Source organism: Stenotrophomonas sp. GL_111, assembly GCF_057835245.1.
The window spans coordinates 1,300,704-1,317,000 of the sequence record NZ_CM174421.1; the positions used below are offsets into that span (position 1 = coordinate 1,300,704).

The 16,297-nt window shown below is 59.4% G+C and carries 14 protein-coding genes; all 14 read left to right on the forward strand.

The window, feature by feature from the left end; translation table 11 throughout:
• Positions 1-164: 164 nt before the first annotated feature.
• Positions 165-1,754, forward strand: coding sequence for a tyrosine-type recombinase/integrase (locus AC3IPM_RS05835; protein WP_489303011.1), 1,590 nt, complete (start codon positions 165-167; stop codon positions 1,752-1,754).
• Complete coding sequence (locus AC3IPM_RS05840; protein ID WP_489303012.1) at positions 1,735-2,319, forward strand: hypothetical protein; 585 nt, start codon at positions 1,735-1,737, stop codon at positions 2,317-2,319. The genes AC3IPM_RS05835 and AC3IPM_RS05840 overlap by 20 nt, the downstream gene beginning before the upstream one ends.
• 191 nt (positions 2,320-2,510) lie before the next feature.
• Complete coding sequence (locus AC3IPM_RS05845; protein WP_489303013.1) at positions 2,511-2,882, forward strand: hypothetical protein; 372 nt, start codon at positions 2,511-2,513, stop codon at positions 2,880-2,882.
• 437 nt (positions 2,883-3,319) lie between these two features.
• Entirely contained in the window at positions 3,320-3,514 is a 195-nt protein-coding gene (locus AC3IPM_RS05850) for a hypothetical protein (RefSeq protein ID WP_489303014.1), read from the forward strand.
• A 40-nt stretch (positions 3,515-3,554) separates the two neighbouring features.
• Complete coding sequence (locus AC3IPM_RS05855) at positions 3,555-5,555, forward strand: phage/plasmid primase, P4 family (protein ID WP_489303015.1); 2,001 nt, start codon at positions 3,555-3,557, stop codon at positions 5,553-5,555.
• Between the two features lie 55 nt (positions 5,556-5,610).
• On the forward strand, positions 5,611-6,027 hold the full coding sequence (locus AC3IPM_RS05860) for an ankyrin repeat domain-containing protein (RefSeq protein WP_489303016.1): 417 nt from the start codon (positions 5,611-5,613) through the stop codon (positions 6,025-6,027).
• A 2-nt stretch (positions 6,028-6,029) separates the two neighbouring features.
• Entirely contained in the window at positions 6,030-6,944 is a 915-nt protein-coding gene (locus tag AC3IPM_RS05865) for a hypothetical protein (protein WP_489303017.1), read from the forward strand.
• A 122-nt stretch (positions 6,945-7,066) separates the two neighbouring features.
• Positions 7,067-7,813 (forward strand): M15 family metallopeptidase, encoded by a 747-nt coding sequence (locus AC3IPM_RS05870; protein ID WP_489303018.1) that lies wholly within the window; start codon positions 7,067-7,069, stop codon positions 7,811-7,813.
• A gap of 177 nt (positions 7,814-7,990) precedes the next feature.
• Positions 7,991-8,623 carry a DUF5710 domain-containing protein gene (locus AC3IPM_RS05875; protein WP_489303019.1) on the forward strand — a complete coding sequence of 211 codons (633 nt, stop codon included), beginning with the start codon at positions 7,991-7,993 and terminating at the stop codon, positions 8,621-8,623.
• 217 nt (positions 8,624-8,840) lie between these two features.
• Positions 8,841-9,329 carry a JAB domain-containing protein gene (locus AC3IPM_RS05880; RefSeq protein ID WP_489303021.1) on the forward strand — a complete coding sequence of 163 codons (489 nt, stop codon included), beginning with the start codon at positions 8,841-8,843 and terminating at the stop codon, positions 9,327-9,329.
• A gap of 295 nt (positions 9,330-9,624) precedes the next feature.
• A complete protein-coding gene (locus AC3IPM_RS05885) occupies positions 9,625-11,568 on the forward strand; it encodes a site-specific DNA-methyltransferase (RefSeq protein ID WP_489303022.1) in 1,944 nt (647 codons plus the stop codon).
• Positions 11,558-13,942, forward strand: a complete 2,385-nt coding sequence (locus AC3IPM_RS05890) for a DEAD/DEAH box helicase family protein (protein ID WP_489303024.1) — start codon at positions 11,558-11,560, stop codon at positions 13,940-13,942. The genes AC3IPM_RS05885 and AC3IPM_RS05890 overlap by 11 nt, the downstream gene beginning before the upstream one ends.
• 74 nt (positions 13,943-14,016) lie before the next feature.
• A complete protein-coding gene (locus AC3IPM_RS05895) occupies positions 14,017-15,372 on the forward strand; it encodes a DUF6035 family protein (protein WP_489303025.1) in 1,356 nt (451 codons plus the stop codon).
• Positions 15,373-15,382: 10 nt separating this feature from the next.
• On the forward strand, positions 15,383-16,288 hold the full coding sequence (locus AC3IPM_RS05900) for a hypothetical protein (RefSeq protein WP_489303026.1): 906 nt from the start codon (positions 15,383-15,385) through the stop codon (positions 16,286-16,288).
• Positions 16,289-16,297: the final 9 nt, after the last annotated feature.

Sequence of the window (16,297 nt, forward strand, 5' to 3'; positions counted from 1 at the left end):
TTCGTTCTGTTTTTCTTTCTTTATCAACTATTTAACCTCAAAGCAGGCCGGGCAACTTGGGACATCTGATCCCATCTTATCCCGACTTTGGACAGTTCGGTGTAGCTCAGTTGTAGCCCGATCCGGTATGGTGCAGTCCAGGGCCACAGAAGCTGGGCTACATCGTGAAAATCAAGCTCACTCAAACGCTAATCAAGGATCGACTTTCCGTTGCTTTCAAGCCTGTTTTCAAGCCTAACGGGCAGATGGAATGGAAGCCGAGAGCTGAGTTTGAGAAAGACAAGGACGGCCGACCGGCGGGTCCGCCATTCGCCCCCTACATCATCCTTGATGCGGACCAGGACGCGCCAACCGGATTTGGGGTCAAGGTCGGCAAGAAGCTGACCTTTGTCCTGCAGCGCCGGGTGGGCAAAAAGGTCCTCAAGGTCAAGGTCGGGGACGTCAACGACTTCGACAGCCTGGACGCCGCCCGGCGCCGGGCCCGGGAACTTGCGCTCAAGATCGAGGACACCGGGCGAAATCCCAACCTGGTGGCCAAGGCAGAGCGGGAGCGGACCACGGCTGCTACGACCACCGTGGCCGAGGCCTTTGCCATCTACAGGAACCACCTGGTCAACCGTCAGCGACCGGCCAAAGCCAGTAGCCTGAAGAACTTCGACCTGGCTGCCCGCCGGCTCGATCGGGATGGCGTGAAGCTGCTCCATCGGCCACTGGGCGAGATCCGCGACAAGGAAGTGGTCAAGGCGTTCGACAACCTGGCCAAGTCGCCCCGTCCGCCTCACCCAAACCTAGGCAAGGGCAAGAACCCCAAGAAACCGGCCAAGCGAAAGGTCGTTTCAAAGACACCAGTGCAGGGCATCCGGACCGCAACGGAGCAGACCTTTCGCTGGGCTACCGTTTCGGCAGCCTTCGTTATCAAGGAGGATGCCGTGGCCGCGGCGCAGGAGGGCCGGGCGCCGTCGATGGTGCACAACCCCTTCGACGCGCTGAAGACCCACGAGCGCTATCGCGATAGGGCCGCCCTGGAGAATGCTTACAAGGCAAGCGCGGCCCGGAACCCCTTGTCGATTACAGACGGCACGCTGGGGAAGTTCCTCAATGCGCTGTGGGCGAAGCGTCAGGTGGCCAACTACCAGACCGCTTGTGACTACCTCCTGCTGACCCTGCTCTGGGGAACGAGGCGGGGTGAGGCTGCGCCGTTGAAGTGGTTCGATCGGATCAGTTCCGTCGAAGCGCGGACTAGTTCCTGGGTGGATATCGACAAGAAGAAGCAGGTCTACATTCACTACACCAAGAATCATTCCAGCCTCACACTCCCGCTGGGGCCGGCCGCGCTGGAAATCCTGACGCAGCGCCGCAACGAGGCAAAGATCCCGGTGCCCAAGCACCAGCAGAAGTGGGTGTTCCCGGCCCGATCAAGTCGTGCGGTCCAAGGCCACTACCTGGACAGCAAGGCGATCCTGACCGGTCTGCGCAAGTCCGCCACCCTGGAGCAGTTGCGCACGCATGACCTACGGAGAACTTTTGGCGGTGTGGCCGAAGCGATCACCAGCTACGCCATCGTCAAGCGTTTGCTGAACCACAAGTCATTGTCAGACCCCACCGAGCGCTATACCAAGGCCGAAGAACACCGAGTGGTGGACGCCATGGAGCGGATTGAGCGAGCCATGTTGGAAACGGCTCCCATCGTGGCCACGGCTTTGCTACCGTTGCCTGGAAGCGAGGGCAGGGGCCATGGCAGACGAAATGCTTGAGGACACGAGTAAGTCAGCACGCCAGCGCAAGCTGGCAGAGCTGCGCGAGCACCTGGATAACTTACCGAGCGGCGCATTACTCAATGCGAGCATGGCCGCGATCGTGCTGGATGTTTCGACAAAGACACTGGCTCGCTGGAGGGCCGTAAAGGGGATGGGGCCTCCCTACCTGGAGCCGGTCGTCATGGAGGTCAAATCCACGCAGCCATTCAAATACCGCAAATCGGACCTCGACCAGTTCGTTTCCACGAGAATGCGCGCAGGCGGTTTTGCCTTCTCAACCCAGGTTCAACCTTGGCAATCCGACGACATGGGCCTGATCGTGGGCAATGCCTTGGATTGCCAGTCCATTGACGATCTGATGGACAGCGACCTCATGGTGGCAACGCTGCTAGATGCCTTGGCCGAGCCATGGGCAACATCGGGCGCGATGAAGCCCTTCCGCGATGAGTTGGATGCGGCAATGCGGCAGGCGATGGCGCAAGTGGACGGCAACTTGCAGACACTTGAGCTTGAAGAGAGGACGCCGCCGGCCACTGGGAAACCTAGAACACGCGATATCTAGGCGGCAGGCAAAACAGACACTGAACAAATGGAGCCATCGGCTCCATTTTTTTGTCCGCAGATGTCCCAAGTTGGGCGCAACAGTCGCCAGATGCCGCAGTTGTCCGAAGTTTTGCTCCGGCTGGGCTAGGTGATGGGTGCGTAGCTTCTCGTTCCATGAACTCGGCATCCCGCCGAGAACTGGAGCCAGCTATGAGCAAAAGTCAGAACCGCGCCAAGCGTGCCAATCAGCGACGCCAACAGCAGGCCACCCTCTCAACCAACTATGTCGTTATGTATGCCTTCGGCACGGAGCCAGCCATCGGTGCGGCCGCTGATGGCATCGGCGTCTCTCGCAAAGACTTTACCGACCAGCTTTGCGACAGGTTCCGCGAGCGCTGCCATCGTGAGCTTGATGCCTGCTCCTACTTTCCCCTGTTCTCCGACCCCCACGACCGCAATCTGGTGCTCCAGCTGTCCTTCTGTGGCGGCAACGAAGTTGTCCTTTGCAGCATGCGCGACATGCGCTCGGATACTTCTGGGTTCGATGGCCATTCGCTCTTCATCCAATCGGTCCTTCACTAGCGTTGCACGGGTCGGCGATGGAGCCCGTGCAGCCTTATCGGAGAAGAAAGCCATGTTGCTTCAAGAGCTTGCAAGAACTAATCGGAGCTGCACGGGTTTTCTGCACGGGCATCAACTCGCGCTGGACGTGCTTTTCGCTGCCATGTCCAGCGCAGATCCTGATGTTTCCCCGTTTCCAAACAAAGCTTCTATGGGATTAGAGCTGTTAAACCCGTGCACTCGTGCAATGAGAGAGAAAGAGGATATGGATCAACCATTTGCAGCTGCACAGGTTAGTGCACGGGCTTCCAAAAACTCGTGCAGGAACCCGTGCATTTGGCTCGCGGCGCTGGTTGCAACTCTTTTTTCGCCGCATTTGCTTGACAAAACGGCCGGTTGCCTTTCGATGAAGTGGCGGGGTCAAGTTGACCCCACTCAAAACATCACTGGATCTAACTATGAGCAATGTCATCGAGTTCCCCCTGTCGCGCAGTCGGCGCGTTCGCCGGGACAAGCGCATCAAGGTTGGTTTCACCCAGTCGCAACTAGCGGCTCTGGATGCGGAGAGCTTGCGGCGTGGGTGTTCTCGGGCCGTCGTTCTGGGCGACTTGTTGGACAGCCTGATCGAAGACAAGCGCCAGGCACGACGCTAGTCGCCGCCAATCCAATTTCATTTCAGCTTCGGAGAGTTTCATGAGCTTCCAGTCCAAAGACATCCCTAATCAAATGCAAACACGGCCCACGTGGGCGGGAAAACGCGAGCGCGTCGGGGATGGCACTGTCCTGAACTTTCCTGCTACGCAGGATCGTTCGGCTACCACTGATGATGTCCAGGACGGCGAAGAGGCGAGCACCGGTGTCGAAAATGCTGAGGGCTCCGCCGCAGCGCAAAGCGAAGAGAGCACAAGCCAGCCGTCCCAGCCGGAAGCAGGACAGCAGCAAGCCCAGGCACCCGCAAGCGAAGATCCGCCAAAGAAGGAGAAGAAGCCCACGCCCGAGGTGCGCTTTGTTCGCGCGATGCTCAAGGACGGATGCCCGTTTCGCCTTGGTCGGCGCGAGGGCAAGTATGGGACGCCGGATACGACCTTCTATCAGTGGGTGGACGATGAGGAAGGCACGCGCTGGCAAGCCATGAATGAGAGCGACCTGGAAGGGATTGCGACTTCGTGGCTGATGAAGAACTGCGCTAGCTCCGTCTCCAAGGCCAAGGCGCCATCGTGCATCGGTGTTCTCCGCAGCTTGCTGATCAATTCGCGGCTGACGCTGCCGGAACGAGAGCAGACCATCGATGTCGTGCCTCTGCGCAACGCGTATCTGCTCATCGACAAGCAGGGGGTGATCCGTGCGGTCAAGCCCGACCGCATGTTTGGCCAGACCCACTGCATCCAGGCCGACCTGGATTGGAGCCGGGTTGGCAAGGATGGCATCTATAAGCCGTTGGAGCCGAAGGATGGCAGCTTTTGGCACACTTATCTGAGCAGCACATTCACGGATCCTGGCGTCTATGAGGTCGCCCAGGAGGCATTTTCCATGGCCTTGCTGTCGCAGGGCTACGAAAAAGCTGTGTGGATGTATGGCGAGGGCGAGAACGGCAAGTCGGTCATGCTCCACATCCTGCGGTCGCTGGCTCCCAACGCGACGGCGGCGGTGCTTCTCAATCGTCTGGTCAAGAACGAGTTCGGCACCAATCAGCTGATCGGCAAGAAGCTGGCGTTGGTGTCTGAGATGCCCAAGGTGCTGTCGGCTGATATCCAGGGCCTGCTCAAGGCCTTGGTGTCGCGAGACGCGGTGCCTGGCGAGTTCAAGGGCCGGGACCAGTTCACTTTTATTCCGGAAGCGGCCTGGTTCATGGCGTCGAACCACCATCCTGTCATGCCTGAGCACGAGCATGGCTGGTGGCGCAAAGTGATCACGCTGCCGTTCCTTAACCGCGTGGACAAGGCAAGCAAGATCATCGGCCTGGAAAAGCTGATCACAGGCAATCCGGCTGAGATGATCCAGGTCATCGATTGGCTGCTGATCGGCGGAGCACGCCTGACCCGGCGTGGCCGGTTCCTGTCGGATAACGAAATGCCGGCGGCCATCCAGAGCATCACCCACGCACAGCGTGTTGAGAGCGATACCGTCGCAGCATGGGCGGAGGATGCCGAACCTAGCTACTCGGCAACTGTCTGGACCAGCAAGCAGGCCATCTACGATCACTATCGCGAGCATGTCCAATCTGGCGGCCGTCAGGCCAGTGCGGCCAATGCGTTCTGGAAGCGCATCGCGGAGCGGTTCCGCAATGACAAGCTGGACACGGCAGGCGAGCAGATGACGATCAACGGCAAGCGCGAGCGCTATGTCCAACTGTCGGTGTCTGACATCAAGCCTGGCCGGTTGATGACCAGTATGTCCCAGGTAAAGGGTGCGGAAAAAGCTGCGACGAAGGAAGCTGCTGCAGAGCAAGAGAAGGAAACGAAGACAGACGCTGAGAAAGCGGCGGCAGTGAAGGCCGCTGCATTGAGGGCCGTTGAGGCAATGATGGCGACAGCGGCAAAGCAAGAGAAGAAGGCGACCGAAGCGAAGGAAGCCGCGGAGAATGCCGCCGCGATGAAGTCCGCCGCGGTGAAGGCTGTTGAGGCGGTGCTGGAGACGGCGGCGGCTAATGCAACGCCAGTCAGCGACGAGGACGTGCCAGAGGCCTTCAAATGAGCTGGCACCATGGTTGGGATGACGACGGCGAGGCCGAGTTGCCAGGGAGCCAGAAATGATTGACGACTACGGCTCTTGGGACGAGACACCCCTCCACCGAGCTGTTCGCCAAGCATGGCTGGAAGAATGCCTCGCTCTGCTGGCGAATGGCGCGGATCCAAATGCTCTCGACAGTTATGGCAGCACGCCGCTTTCCAATGTTCTGCTTCGTGCTGAGCTGCTGCTCGATAACGGGATCGAGTTCAATGGGATGCGGAGCCGTGAGCAATACGAGCGGGACTTGGGCGACATCCTAGGTCTGCTGTTGGACAACGGCGCCACATACGAAAAGGCGACACGGCACTACATGTGCACTGTGCCGCCGAAGGTCAAGGAGTGGTATCGCGAACAGGAATGTCACTGGCACGCGAAGGTCATGGACCAGGCAACAGCGCCAGCACTGGAACCGTTCCGCCAAGCGGCGAGGCTTTGATCATGGAGCCCATTAGCCGGCGCGACATCATTGCCATGGGCGGCAATTTCACGATCGACAAGTTCGATGCCTCCAGCTTGCCGCGTTGGGCGAAGACCGATACCAATCGCTATCAGGCCGCCCCGCTAAGGGCGCTGGACGGCAAGACAGTTCATGTCCACGTCGAAGACGGGTATTCCATGATTGTTCTGTGGCCTGATCATTGGTCGGGCCTCGATCATGTCCACATCCAGGTCGGCATGTTCATGGACGACACGGATCACAACCGCAATCGGGTCGGCCAGTTCATCGCGCCGATGGACCCCGGGGCTGCCGAAGCCCTGGATATCAAGGACTGGGACTGGGGCTACCAGGCTTTGAATCGGGACAGCAGGCGCCACGGTATCCCGTGCTACGACCAAGACGTATTGGCTGAGCTCGGCCTCGAAAAGGACGCGGGCCTCTATGTCGCCGTCCAACAAGAAGATCGCCGCGCCGAGAAACATTACATCGCCATAGGAGCCGATCCCTTGCGCCCCACATTCGAGGGCGATTGCGTTGCTCGCTTGTCCATCGCCCAGGGCAACTTCACCTATACCCAGTCGCCCGAACTGATCAATGCGCGACATCTGGGCACCGGAGAAAGCGGAGCCTTCGGCCTTGCCCGGGCTGGCATGACCAGTCAGGTAGCCAGCTTGGTCCAGCTTGGATTGGATTGCACAATCCAGGACCGCGATGGCAAAACGGTCCTGGATCGGTTTCGTCGGCCAGAGCGTCGGGCCGAGGTTGAGCGAGCCATCGCCGAGCGGCTACAGCAGCAGCTGGAAACCAACACTGCCCCCCTTCGTGATCGGCTTCCCGACCTCTACGACAACAACACGCTCGCCAAGGCATTGGCCGCGACCCAGCCTGTGCGCAGCCGCGGCATGAGGCTCTAGTCGAAATGAAATCGTGATCAGCAGTGCAAGCCTCGCGAATGTCCGGCTTCTTTCGGGCTGCACGCTTGACAAACCGTTCGGTGGTGCTCGTATGGAGGTAGGACTATTGGAGACCGCCACCCATGAAACCTTCTTGTTTACTCATCATCGCGCTGCTTGCGTTGGCTGAAACCGCACAGGCCAACGAACTCCCGAGCGCTTCGACGCTGATCTTTGCCAGCTTTGAGCCCGGGCTTGGCAATCACAGCATCAAATCCATTTTCCATGCCGATCCCTTCGCCTGCGAGACTGCTGTCTGGCCGCACGAAGAGAATGCCAAGCAAATCCAGGCCCAGGCGCGCATCGATGACCAGCGTCGCCGGGCCATTCTCGTGTCAGAAAGCACCTTGGCATTGCGCATGAAGCATCTGGCGCGCATCGGCTATTTGGATCCCACACTGCGTGATCGCATGGAGGCCATCTATGAAGAACTGCGAACCGTCTACGGCTACGAGTTCATTCCGACCGAGGGCTTTCGCTCCCCGGAACGCCAGGATGCGCTGTTGGCCAGTGGCTTGGGGGTCACGACGGTTGGCGCCATGCGCAGCTGTCATCAATACGGCCTGGCACTGGATAGTGCCTTCATGGTGAATGGTGTGCCGTCGTGGGACATGTCCAATGACAGAACGCGCGCGGCTTATTTCAAGCTGGGCGAACTGGCCACGCGCGACGGGTTGCGGTGGGGTGGCTTTTGGACCAACCCCGCCGACTACGCGCATGTCGAGATGAGTTCCGAATGCTGGGCCGCCAAGCGATCGGCCGAGACCTACTTTGCGGCCATCGATCTGCGTTCACCCACGGTGCGCGTGGCCTGGAGCACGCGCCAGTGAGCAGGATTCCGACCCATCGCGAACTTCGCGCCTTGGCCTTAATGCCCCGCGGCATGTCGCCGCAGCGCTTGTGCTGGTCCGTTCTCAAAAGCCAGGTATGCCTGGACCTGGTGCGTAAGGCTCCGGCACGACAACGCCGGCAAGTGCGCACTATCATGAGCAAAAGGACGCACGCCTATGGCCCGCACTGATCTTTTCGTTCCCTTCGAGCAGAAGGAAGAAGCCAAGATACTCGGCGCACGCTGGGATCCGGAGAAGCGTTGCTGGTGGACGGATGCCCGGGATCTGGAACCCTTCGCCCGCTGGATGAGCCCGCAGGCGCCAGCGCCGGTTCCAGTAGTGCCAGAACGCTTGGCCGAACCGGAGTTGCCCAATGTCAGGGCGCCAGACTTTGCCCTGATCACCGCGCACACGGGTTGCTGGAAATGTCATGCGCCCACCAAGGTCTCAGCCTTGGTGCTCGATGCCTACGAAGAACAGGATCCAGAGTATGGCGACTGGAGCGCAGGCTCCGCCCGGATGATGCTCCAGAACATCGCAACCTTGAACGCGGCAGCGTCAGAGCAGGTGAGGGCGTTTGCGCCCTGGATGAAGCCCGGGTTCTCCCGAACCGCAGACGCCGTGTATCTAGCCAACCACTGCACGCATTGCGACGCGCTTCAAGGCGAGTGGTTCCTCACCGAAGCAGGTTCCGTGTTCTTCCCCAGCGATGGGCTGATGCCGGAATTCGAGATCACCGTGTTCGATGTGCCGCTTGAAGCCGAAGCCAGCGGCAGTATGTCGAGTTGGCTGGACGAGTTGCGGATATAACCGCCGCAGTTCTTCAGTTGGGGTAGGCACTGCCCACTCCTGCTTTCCCCATCCCTTCATCCGTGCCTGGCGCTCTTCATGGGCACTCTGGCTCGGCCTGTCGCTACCGCAAGCCCGTGGGCTCCTCCACTGCGTTGCGGCCTTCGGTGCGGCACCGCCTCATCGACCGAGCACCCGTCTCCCACGAGCGCCACAACGGCGCGGATGGAGAGAAACAATGGGCTGCGCACGAGACATCCTGGGCCACTACAACCTGACCCCGACGACCACTGAAGAAGAGATCCTGCGGGCTGCCGAAGAGATCCTGACCCGGAGGTTCCAGCGGGGCGATGCCCTGTCCGACCCACAAGCCGCCGGCCGACTTCTCAAGGCGCGGCTGGCACACATCGAGAGCGAAGTCTTTACGGTGATCTTTCTCGATACCCGGCATCGAGTGATTGCCATCGAGGATCTGTTCCACGGCACCATCGACGGCTGTGAGGTCCACACTCGCGTCGTTTTGAAGCGCGCCTTGGAGCTCAATGCGGCAGCTTGCATACTCGGACATCAGCATCCGAGTGGGGAACCCGAACCATCGGCCAGCGACCGCGCCCTTACAGCCCGGCTCAAGCAAAGCCTGGCGCTCGTCGATATCCGGCTGCTCGACCACTTCGTGGTCGGCGGTGCGCGCGAACCGGTCTCCATGGCCGCCAGGGGCTGGGTCTAACCCAGCCTTCGGCAATCACTGCCGGCGCAGTGTTGCTTTTGCCTGCATACTTGCTGGTGCAAGTTGCTGATTAGGCATGTTTTTGCAACAATCGACTGACGGGTAGTGCCTTTCCAGCGATGGTCTGACACGCTACCCCTTAGGGCGGTCGAGGCGGCGCAATCGGTGAGACGGCGGACGACTACGGTGGCTCACCGACCGGTCGCGCCTGCGGCTGGCCGTCCCGAGGAATGACTTTGGCCCCAATGGGCCATTTTTTGCGGCCGTGTGCCGCTGGAACGAGATAGGCGAGCGGATGAAATACGAAGAGATGCCGAGGGCCGCGTTGATCCGGCTGCTGATGGAGCAGGACGCTGAGCGTGCTGACGCCGGCAAGGACGGCATCGTGATGAGCTACACGGGCCGCACGGCGCCGTGGCAGATCGTCCGCCAGGTCAAGCCCAAGATGTGCGAAATCAATAAGCGCGCGTCCGTCGGGTCCGCGGAGGAAGAGGTCGCTAACGAGCTGTGGGACGGTGAAAACCTGTCCGCCATGATCACGCTCTACAAGTATCGCGGCCAGGTTGACCTGGTGCTGACCGATCCGCCCTACAACACGGGCGAAGACTTCCGCTACAACGATAAGTGGGACAAGGATCCCAACGACCCTGATCTTGGCGACCTTGTTGCCAAAGATGATGGCTCGCGCCACAGCAAGTGGCTTCGCTTCATGACCCCGCGGCTTTGGATGATGCGGGAAATGCTGAAGCCAGGTGGCGTGATTGCGATCTGCATCGACCACCGAGAGCTTTACCGGCTTGGCATGCTGATGGATGAGATTTTCCACGAGGAAAATCGCATCGGCATCATCAACTGGCAGAAGACAACCCCGAAGAACCAGTCGTCGAAGCTGTCGCTGACGACTGAGTATGTCCTTGTCTATGCCAAATCGGCGGACATCGCCAAGACGGGTCTGGTTGGAAGGTCAACGCTCGCCGACGCGCGGTTTGGCAACACCGACAACGACACGCTGTCGGATTGGAAGCAGGGCGATCTCACGGGTAAGGGATCGAGCAAGCTTGCCGACTATGCGATCCAGTCGCCATTTACCGGTGTGTTCCATGATCCGGGTGAGAGGCACTGGGCCAATAAGCGGGCCAAGATGAAAAAATGGCTCGAAGAGTGGGGCGTTGAATACGAGGACCTGGACATTGGGGATGGTCGAGGCAAAGCGCTGTCCATTAAAGGTTGGGGTGCTGCGACCAAGGCGCAGAAAGACAAGCTGCTCAAGCGGTCTAAGGACATCGCCGAAAAGCGACTTGCGCAGCTCAATTGGCCATACCTTTACTGGGGCGTTGACGGTCAGCAGAAGCCTGTTCGCAAGGTCTACAAGAGCCTCGTGAGGCAAGGCAGCGTCCCCACCACTTTCTGGCTTGACGATGATGAGGCGCCGCTTCCAGTGGATGCTGTTTCTTGGCTGCGGACGATGAGTGGCCGTTCAAGGGATGGTGTCGAAGAGCTTGATGCCGTTGTCGGGAAAGGCCATAACTTTGAAACGGTCAAGCCACTGAAGCTCATCAAGAAGATCATCCAGATCTGGTGCCGGCGGGACGGCATCGTCCTGGATCCCTTCGCAGGGTCTGGCACAACCGGGCAGGCTGTTCTTGAGCTCAATAATGAGCAGGATGCGCACCGCAGGTTCATCCTTATTGAGCAGGGCAATGACGAGAAGGGAGACCACTACGCGAAGACACTCACTGCCGATCGCTTGAAGCGAGTTATTACCGGCAACTGGAAGTCCGGCAAACGGGATCCTTCGGGTGGGGGCTTCCGCTTCCTTACCTTGAAGCGTGAGAAGGTCGATGCCAGCGCTGTGAATGCGTTGGCCCGCGAAGAAATGATGGACTTGCTGCTGTCCAGTTATTGGGATCGCAACGACAAGGCCAAGTCGTATTTGCGCAGGCTCCCGGCGGGTGAGCACAAACACCTCTTCGCGGTGAACAGCCGGAATGAAGGGTTTTTTCTTGTCTGGACCGCCCCCGAAACGCCATCCTCGTTAACCAGAACTGTTTACAAAGAGATCGTGAAAGAGGCCGAGGCTAACGGTTTGTTGGGTCGATACCACGTCTACGCCGCGCTGGCGCCCTACACGGGCACGGACATCGAGTTCTATCAGATCCCGGACAAGGTGCTGGAGCACATCGGCTTCAATGCCAGGGCCGACGCCTACAACAATGAGGGCGGCACGGATGCAGCTTGAGCTCAAACCTTTCCAGATAAAGGCCGCAACGCAGATAGCCAATCGCTACGCCTTTTTCGCGCACCACCCTTATCGCCCGACCTTCAAGGGCAAGTTGCCGAGACCGTATTACCAGGCGCTGTCAGCGATTACGGGTGCCGGCAAGACGCCCGTGCTGGCCGAAGCTGTGGCGCTCATGCGCATGCACATGAGCGCAGAGCCGATCATCTTCTGGATGTCGAAGGCCAAGTCTGTGGTCCAGCAGACCTACAACAACTTCTCCAGCGGCGGGAAGTATTCCGGCATCGTCGAGGGCTTCCGGGTTATCCGGGCGGGCCAGCTTGAGCCGGTGGTCATCGCAGATGGTTCCACCCCATTGATCGTGATGGCCACCACGGGCCTGTTCAATAACAAGGAACAGGCCGATGGCGCGCTAAACATCTACAAGAAGGATCAGGACCTATTCGGCGAGAAGTCGCCATGGGAGCGTTTGATCGAACGCGACGCAGATGGTGTGCGTCGGCCCTTGATCATTGTGTATGACGAGGGGCACAACCTGTCCGATCAGCAAACAGCGATCCTGGCCGAGTTGGAGCCAGAAGCCTACCTGTTGGCCAGCGCGACCATGAAGCTGCCGGTTCAGTTCAATGAGAAGGTGCTCCGGCCGCTTAAAACGTGGGTGGACGACGCGGCAGAGGATGACACTGCGGGCGAGGCATTCGAGAAGCTTGCTGCCTTGAACAAGGAAGGTGCCCCTGACGCGGACGCTTTCGCGATCACTTTGGTGGACAGCGAGGCCGTGGTTAAGGCCGAGCTGATCAAGACCGCCATCCAGTTCGACGGCAGCACAGCCCCTATGGAGCGGTGCCTGGACGAGCTGTATGAGCGCCTGCAGCTGATCGAGCATGAGATCCAGGCACGGGCCTTGGGTTTTGTGCCCAAGGCGATCTATGTGTGCAAAACCAATATCACCGATGACGGGGATAAGGACGATCACTCAAAGCCCTTTGAACACCGCAACGCGCCGCCGATCCGTATCTGGCGCTACCTGGTGGAAGAAAAGAAGGTCGATCCGGCCAAGATCGCCATCTATGCCGACCTCAAGTTCGTGGAAGGCAACAAGCCTGAAGCCGTCAACCTGTTCTCCAAGGGCGAGAGCGACTTTGACAATTTTCAGGCCGGCGACTTCCAGCACATCATCTTCAACCAAGGCCTTCAGGAGGGTTGGGATGATCCGGGCTGCTACTTGGGCTACATCGACAAGAGCATGGGCTCGCAGATCAAGGTGGAGCAGATCATCGGCCGGGTGCTTCGCCAATATGACGCCAAGCACTACGATGCGCCCATTCTCAATAGCGCCCATTTTTTCCTGCGCGTTGACAAGAAAAATGTGTTTACCGAGGCAGTCGATGCTGTTCGGGCCAAGCTGCAAGAGGCCGGGACCAGCATCGAGATTGTTCAAAACTATGCCGGTAGCGATGGCGGCTCAGAGGAGATCGAGCCCAAGGATGACGTGTCTGTCCTGCTGCATGAGGTGAAAGCTGACGCCGACGATGCGGTTGATGCCATCGCGGACCTTGTGTCCAAGTTCCCGACTATCAAGGAAGCTGATCCTGACGCCCTTGGGCAGGCGCACAAAAAATCAGAGGTGGTGGATATCTCTGACCTGGCCAAGAATGGCGGCGGCGACTGGCAAACCAGCGGACACTCCAATCGCGTGCGGCTTCGGTGGCTCGTTGACAATGCCATTCGTTCCCGATCCCGTGGCGCCAAGGCCGTGGTCAATCTCCAGGCGTCCAAGTTCGACATCCGGGTCGAAGCCAACAGCAATGCCCAGACATGGGCTGAAGTGCTGGCGCGCGACATCGTTGCGACTTACTACCAGCGCACATCCTTGGTTTACGAGACAGCCAAACCCTATGTGTTCCCGGCACTCCGGGTCCCCAAGAAGGCGCAGGTTTTCACGAATGGCCTGTATGAGCGCTACAGCGGCTTCAACAAGTTTGAGCAGCTGTTTGCCAACGCCCTGGACAAGCTAGGCAACACCTGGCATCGAAACCCCAGCAATGGCGGCTTCCGCATCCCGTTGCTTTCCGAAGGCGATAGCGCCTCGTTCTCCCCTGACTTCCTGGCGTGGAAGGGCAAGTTTGTCTATTGCCTGGATACCAAAGGTGGGCACCTGCTGACGGATGCGGTCGCCCGCAAGCTGTTTGATATCCAGGACAACGGCACCACCAAACTGTTGACGCGCTTCATCACGGAAGGGAAGCAGACCGCGATCGGTGGGAAGCCTATCAAGGGTGGCTATACCGTCTGGAAGATGAAGGCGGGCTCGCCTACTGCCATCCATGTTTCAAGCGTGGAGGAGGCGGCTAAGGAATGTATGAAGCCATAGCCGTGTTCCAGGGGCGTCTCATGTTGGGAGACGCCTACCGGTCAGGCTGGCTCTATCTTTAGCGGATACCCAGCATGACCTCTCTGCTTCATCCGTCGCCGGCCATCACCCAGCTGATCGAGGATGAGACTGGCAAGCCCATGTCTGCGCTGGAGCTTGTAGGGCATGACCGCACCGCGGTCCTGCGGCTCAAACACGAGCTGCATTTGTCCCGGACAACCGGCGAAGGTCAGGTGCTTTGCGCCATCTGCGGCACTGCCGTGTATTTGTGCGCAACCCCTGACACCGAGCACTTCTTTTTTAAGCACTTCATTGAGGACGGCAACTGCCCGGCGATAACCAGGGGTGGCCTCACCATGGGGCAGATTACCGCGCTCAAGTTTCACGGGCAGCGGGAGAGCAAGCGCCACATTCGACTGAAAACCCTGCTCGCTGAAAGCGCAGGTTTCGATCCGGCGTTCTCTCTACCTGTCATCGAAGGGACTTGGAAGGGGAAGGAAGGCAAAGACTATCGACGGCCCGATGTTCGGTCCCGTTTCAGCGATACGATCGATGTTGCCTTTGAAGTCCAACTGTCCACGACCTTCGGCAAGGTCATGGCCGAGCGTGAGGTCTTCTATCGTCAACAGGGTGGTCTTTTGCTCTGGGTGTTCGGTGAGTTCTCGATCGAGAGTGCCCGCCTCATGATGGAAGTTGTGTTTGCGGTGAACAACCGCAATGCGTTCATCGTGAACGAGGCGACGCGCGACGCGTCGCGTGAAGCGGACGCCCTCATGCTTGAGTGCTGCTGGGCGCAGCCTGCGCGCCACAAGGACAGCATCGTGTGGACGCAGCACCGCAAGCTGGTTCGCTTCGACGAGCTCACGCTGGACCAGGAGCGCCAGCGAGCGTTCTATGTCGATACCGACAAGCTTGAGGCGGAAATACGCGCCGACATAGAAGGCCCGCCCTTGGCCCAGCGCTTTGAAGACTTCTGGCTGGCTGTTGAACATTTCGACGGCCGGCAGCGACCCGAGCTTGTGGAACTGGATCGGCAATGGGGAGAGCTCGATAGGCTGTTCGCCGACCGTGGAGCGCCCCTGCCTTCCGGCTGGGGAGACTGGGACTTCAAGAGCTTGATGCGCTGCATCTACTTGGCAAAGTTTGGCCGTGCGGTGGGCTGGGAATACACCCAGTTCTGGCCGGCTGCGCATCATGTTCATGACGCCGAGAAACGCTATCTCTGGATCTTCATTCCGGCCCTGCGCCATTACGGACGATTGGCGGACATTGAGGCGATGGACAAGAAGGGGAAGTGGGCCTGGAAAATGGACGCCTGGCAAAGAGGGATGGCTGCGGGGGATCCAGCCTTTGAGGAAGAGCATCGGTTCGACGACGCGCTACGCCTCATTTTCCCGGAGCTATGGGACGATGTAGCACCGCGCACCTAAGGGGGATCGCATGGCCTACGACTGGAACCAGCACGAAATCGCTCGCTCTCCATGGCGCAGTGAGATCGTGCCTTACTTACCCGCAATCCTGATCCAGAGGGCGAAGGAAGGCCGGCCGATCACTTACACGGAATTGTCCGACGCGCTGTTTGAGCACTACGGGCTGGAGCCAAAAGCGCGCAAAACACTTTATGGACCGCCAGTCGGCGCGGTCGGCTTTGCCCTCAAGGCGCTTGGGGACAAGTGGGGCGAACGGATCCCTCCGCTGAACGTCATCGTCGTCCAGGCTTCCACAGGTCTGCCAGGCGTTGGTGCGGATGAAGTCGCTCATTACTTTTTCGACGATGCCGGTCGCGGCATGGCCAAGAACCGCAAGGCCTATCTGGATGCGGCCATGCAGGCCGTGTTCGACTACGGCCAACGATGGGATCGGGTGGCCACTGCATTGGGTGCCGAGACCTTGGATCCCGGTGCTGGCATTGACGATCCAGGTGATGCCATCCCACTGCCGAAGCTGCCTCGCACCTATGAGGCCGAGAGCAAGGAGCACAAGGCCCTGAAAGACTGGGTGCGCAAGAACCCGGCTTGGTTCGACGATTACGGTGCCTTCAGCCAGGGTGAGAACGAACATTGGCTGAGTTCGGGCGACCGGCTTGATGCCTACTTTGACAATGGCAAGCAGTATCTGGCCGTCGAAGTGAAGCCCAGCCATGCGAGCGACGCCGAGCTCATGCGCGGCGTCTACCAGTGCGTCAAATACAAGGCCGTGCTCCGGGCCGAACGGATTGCGTTGCGCCGAGCACCGTTAGGTGAAGCCGTGCTGGTCAGCACGCGCAGGCCTAACAAAGAGATCCGCGCACTGTTGAAGCGGCTCCATCTGGACTTTGTCCTGGCCCCACCGGAAGCCGAGGGCTAGGCAGCTCTT

What these genes read in the sequence shown, in the direction of transcription:
- AC3IPM_RS05840 (WP_489303012.1), top strand. Translation starts at nt 1,735, where the DNA reads ATGGCAGACGAAATGCTTGAGGACACGAGTAAGTCAGCACGCCAGCGC.
- AC3IPM_RS05845 (WP_489303013.1), top strand. Translation starts at nt 2,511, where the DNA reads ATGAGCAAAAGTCAGAACCGCGCCAAGCGTGCCAATCAGCGACGCCAA.
- AC3IPM_RS05850 (WP_489303014.1), top strand. Translation starts at nt 3,320, where the DNA reads ATGAGCAATGTCATCGAGTTCCCCCTGTCGCGCAGTCGGCGCGTTCGC.
- AC3IPM_RS05855 (WP_489303015.1), top strand. Translation starts at nt 3,555, where the DNA reads ATGAGCTTCCAGTCCAAAGACATCCCTAATCAAATGCAAACACGGCCC.
- AC3IPM_RS05860 (WP_489303016.1), top strand. Translation starts at nt 5,611, where the DNA reads ATGATTGACGACTACGGCTCTTGGGACGAGACACCCCTCCACCGAGCT.
- AC3IPM_RS05865 (WP_489303017.1), top strand. Translation starts at nt 6,030, where the DNA reads ATGGAGCCCATTAGCCGGCGCGACATCATTGCCATGGGCGGCAATTTC.
- AC3IPM_RS05870 (WP_489303018.1), top strand. Translation starts at nt 7,067, where the DNA reads ATGAAACCTTCTTGTTTACTCATCATCGCGCTGCTTGCGTTGGCTGAA.
- AC3IPM_RS05875 (WP_489303019.1), top strand. Translation starts at nt 7,991, where the DNA reads ATGGCCCGCACTGATCTTTTCGTTCCCTTCGAGCAGAAGGAAGAAGCC.
- AC3IPM_RS05880 (WP_489303021.1), top strand. Translation starts at nt 8,841, where the DNA reads ATGGGCTGCGCACGAGACATCCTGGGCCACTACAACCTGACCCCGACG.
- AC3IPM_RS05885 (WP_489303022.1), top strand. Translation starts at nt 9,625, where the DNA reads ATGAAATACGAAGAGATGCCGAGGGCCGCGTTGATCCGGCTGCTGATG.
- AC3IPM_RS05890 (WP_489303024.1), top strand. Translation starts at nt 11,558, where the DNA reads ATGCAGCTTGAGCTCAAACCTTTCCAGATAAAGGCCGCAACGCAGATA.
- AC3IPM_RS05895 (WP_489303025.1), top strand. Translation starts at nt 14,017, where the DNA reads ATGACCTCTCTGCTTCATCCGTCGCCGGCCATCACCCAGCTGATCGAG.
- AC3IPM_RS05900 (WP_489303026.1), top strand. Translation starts at nt 15,383, where the DNA reads ATGGCCTACGACTGGAACCAGCACGAAATCGCTCGCTCTCCATGGCGC.